Annotated in this window: 2 protein-coding genes; both read left to right on the top strand. The window is 64.1% G+C overall.

Annotated features, from left to right (window positions below):
* The first annotated feature begins 118 nt into the window (after window positions 1-118).
* Window positions 119-1,000, top strand: a complete 882-nt coding sequence (locus tag ACYZGB_RS22665) for a tyrosine-type recombinase/integrase (protein ID WP_462391234.1) — start codon at window positions 119-121, stop codon at window positions 998-1,000.
* A 10-nt stretch (window positions 1,001-1,010) separates the two neighbouring features.
* Window positions 1,011-2,207 carry an IS91 family transposase gene (locus tag ACYZGB_RS22670; protein WP_462391236.1) on the top strand — a complete coding sequence of 399 codons (1,197 nt, stop codon included), beginning with the start codon at window positions 1,011-1,013 and terminating at the stop codon, window positions 2,205-2,207.
* Window positions 2,208-2,501: the final 294 nt, after the last annotated feature.

Raw genomic sequence — 2,501 nt, forward strand, 5'->3', positions numbered from 1 at the left:
GGACTAAACCGCTCGCGCGGTAGCCCGCCGCGAAGGCCCTGACAGTAACTACACATCGCGCCCCTGTCTATGTTGGCGAGCGAGGCAATCGGCCTCTTTCTTCGACAGGAGCGCGATCATGATCTCTTCCCCTTCGAGCCAACCCCTCTCGCCACTGCGCCAACGCATGCTTGAGGACATGCGAATGCGCAAGCTGGAGCCTCGCACGCAAGAAGCCTATATCCGTGCCGTGCGCAAACTGGCGGCCTATCTCAAGCGCTCGCCCGACGCGGCCACGGTGGAAGACCTGCGCAATTTCCAACTCCATCTGGTGGACACGGGCTCGTCCCCCATGACGCTCAACGCCACGCTCACCGGGCTGAAGTTCTTCTTTGACATCACGCTGGGGCGCATCGAGCTGATGGCCAAGATGCAGCCCGTGAAGCTGCCTCGCACCTTGCCTGTGGTTCTCAGCTGCGAGGAAGTCGCGCGTCTTCTGGCTGCGGCCCGCACCATCAAGCACCAGGTGGCCCTGTCGGTCGCCTATGGTGCAGGCCTTCGCGCCAGCGAGGTCGTCAGTCTGAGGGTCACCGATGTGGACAGCCAGCGCATGACGCTGCGCGTGGAGCAAGGCAAGGGCGCCAAGGACCGCTACGCCATGCTCAGCCCTGTCTTGCTGCAGCGCCTGCGCTCTTGGTGGCACCTCGCTCATGCCCAGGGCAAGATGCTGCCCGGTGGTTGGCTGTTCCCAGGCATGACGCCCTTGGAACCCCTCTCGATTCGCCAGCTTAACCGCGCCGTTCATGCTGCGGCCCAGGCCGCAGGGATCCACAAGCGCGTCACAACCCACACCTTGCGCCACAGCTTTGCCACGCACCTGCTGGAGCGCAAGGTCGATATCCGCGTGATTCAGGTGCTGCTGGGGCACAAGAAGCTGGAGACCACATCGATCTACGCTCACGTAGCGACCGACCTGCTGCGCGAGGTGATCGGCCCGCTGGAGCCCATGCCACCGGCCTGACGGTGCGCGCGTGCAGCGGCCCTCTCTGGAGGTCGCCGACATCTTCCACCAGCACGGTGCTGCCTGGCGTGACAGCCAGCGCGGCCACTTGAGTCTGTCTCAACTCAAGGTCATGTCGGCCATTGAGCAGTGCCGCACAGCGGCACTGGGTGGACATGTCTTGCGCTGCGATGGCTGCGCCACCGAGCTGGTCTCCTACAACTCCTGCCGCAACCGCCACTGCCCCAGGTGCCAAAGCGCTGCAGCCAAGCGCTGGCTCGATGCCCGCCAGGCCGATCTGCTGCCCGTGGAGTATTACCACGTGGTCTTCACGCTGCCCGCGCCCATTGCCGATCTGGCGTACCAGAACAAGGCCGAACTCTATGGGTTGTTGTTTGATGTCGCCGCCGAGGTACTGCAGACCATCGCTGCTGACCGCAAGCATCTGGGGGCACGCATTGGCGCTACGCTGGTGCTGCACACCTGGGGTTCGGCGCTGACGCATCACCCGCATGTGCATGGGATCGTGCCAGGCGGCGGGCTGGCCCCTGACGGCAAGTCCTGGGTGGCCTGCTCAGTGGGGTTCTTCCTGCCGGTGCGCGTACTGTCCAGGCTGCTGCGACGGCGCTTTATCGAAGAGCTGCTGCGCCTGCACCAGGCGGGTCGGTTGAGGTTCTTCGGCGAACTGGCGGCATTGGCTGATGGTGCCTGCTTCAGCCAGTGGCTGGCACCGATGCGCCAATGCGAGTGGGTTGTCTACGCCAAGCGGCCGTTCGCTGGCCCCCAGGCGGTGCTGGCCTACCTGTCACGCTACACGCACCGGGTGGCTATCTCCAATAGCCGACTCATTGCGATGGATGAGAGCGGAGTGAGTTTCAAATGGAAGGACTACCGGGCAAAGGGGAGCACGCGCCACAAGACCATGACGCTGGCGCCCCAGGAGTTCATGCGCCGATTCCTGCTGCATGTGCTGCCTGGTGGTTTCCACCGCATCCGCCACTATGGCTTGCTGGCCAATGGCCACCGCAGGGAATGCCTTGCGCTGGCGCGCCAGTTGTTGGAGGTCGCTCCTGACCAAGCCGCCACTCCACCCCGCAGCGACGAGCAAGCCGATAGGCCCTCCAGCGCAGCGCCACCAGTCTTTGTCTGTCGGCACTGCGGCCAGGCGATGGCCATCGTGCACAGTTGGATGCGCGGGCAGGCCATTCGGGCACCACCTCCATCATGAACAGTCCCCTGAACCAGCACTTGTCTTGGATGTCGATGTGCTTGGGCCCGTCGACGGGGTTGGTGCGTGCCCGGCGCTGGAAATGGCGGTCCAGAAAGCATGCTGTGCCTGGCGAAAGGGGCGCCATCGCAGTTGCACCAGTCCCCATCCACACACAATGGCACACTGGCGCTGCTCGATTGCGGGCTTTGGTCGTCAAGCTGCTGCCCAAATCCCCATAGCGTTTGCGCCCTGAACACCAACGTTGGCGTTCTTCGCGGTTTCCTCCCCCGAGGCTTGTGCGACACCTGCCCT

The sequence above is a fragment of the Acidovorax sp. Q11 genome (assembly GCF_054950075.1).

What these genes read in the sequence shown, in the direction of transcription:
- ACYZGB_RS22665 (WP_462391234.1), top strand. Translation starts at nt 119, where the DNA reads ATGATCTCTTCCCCTTCGAGCCAACCCCTCTCGCCACTGCGCCAACGC.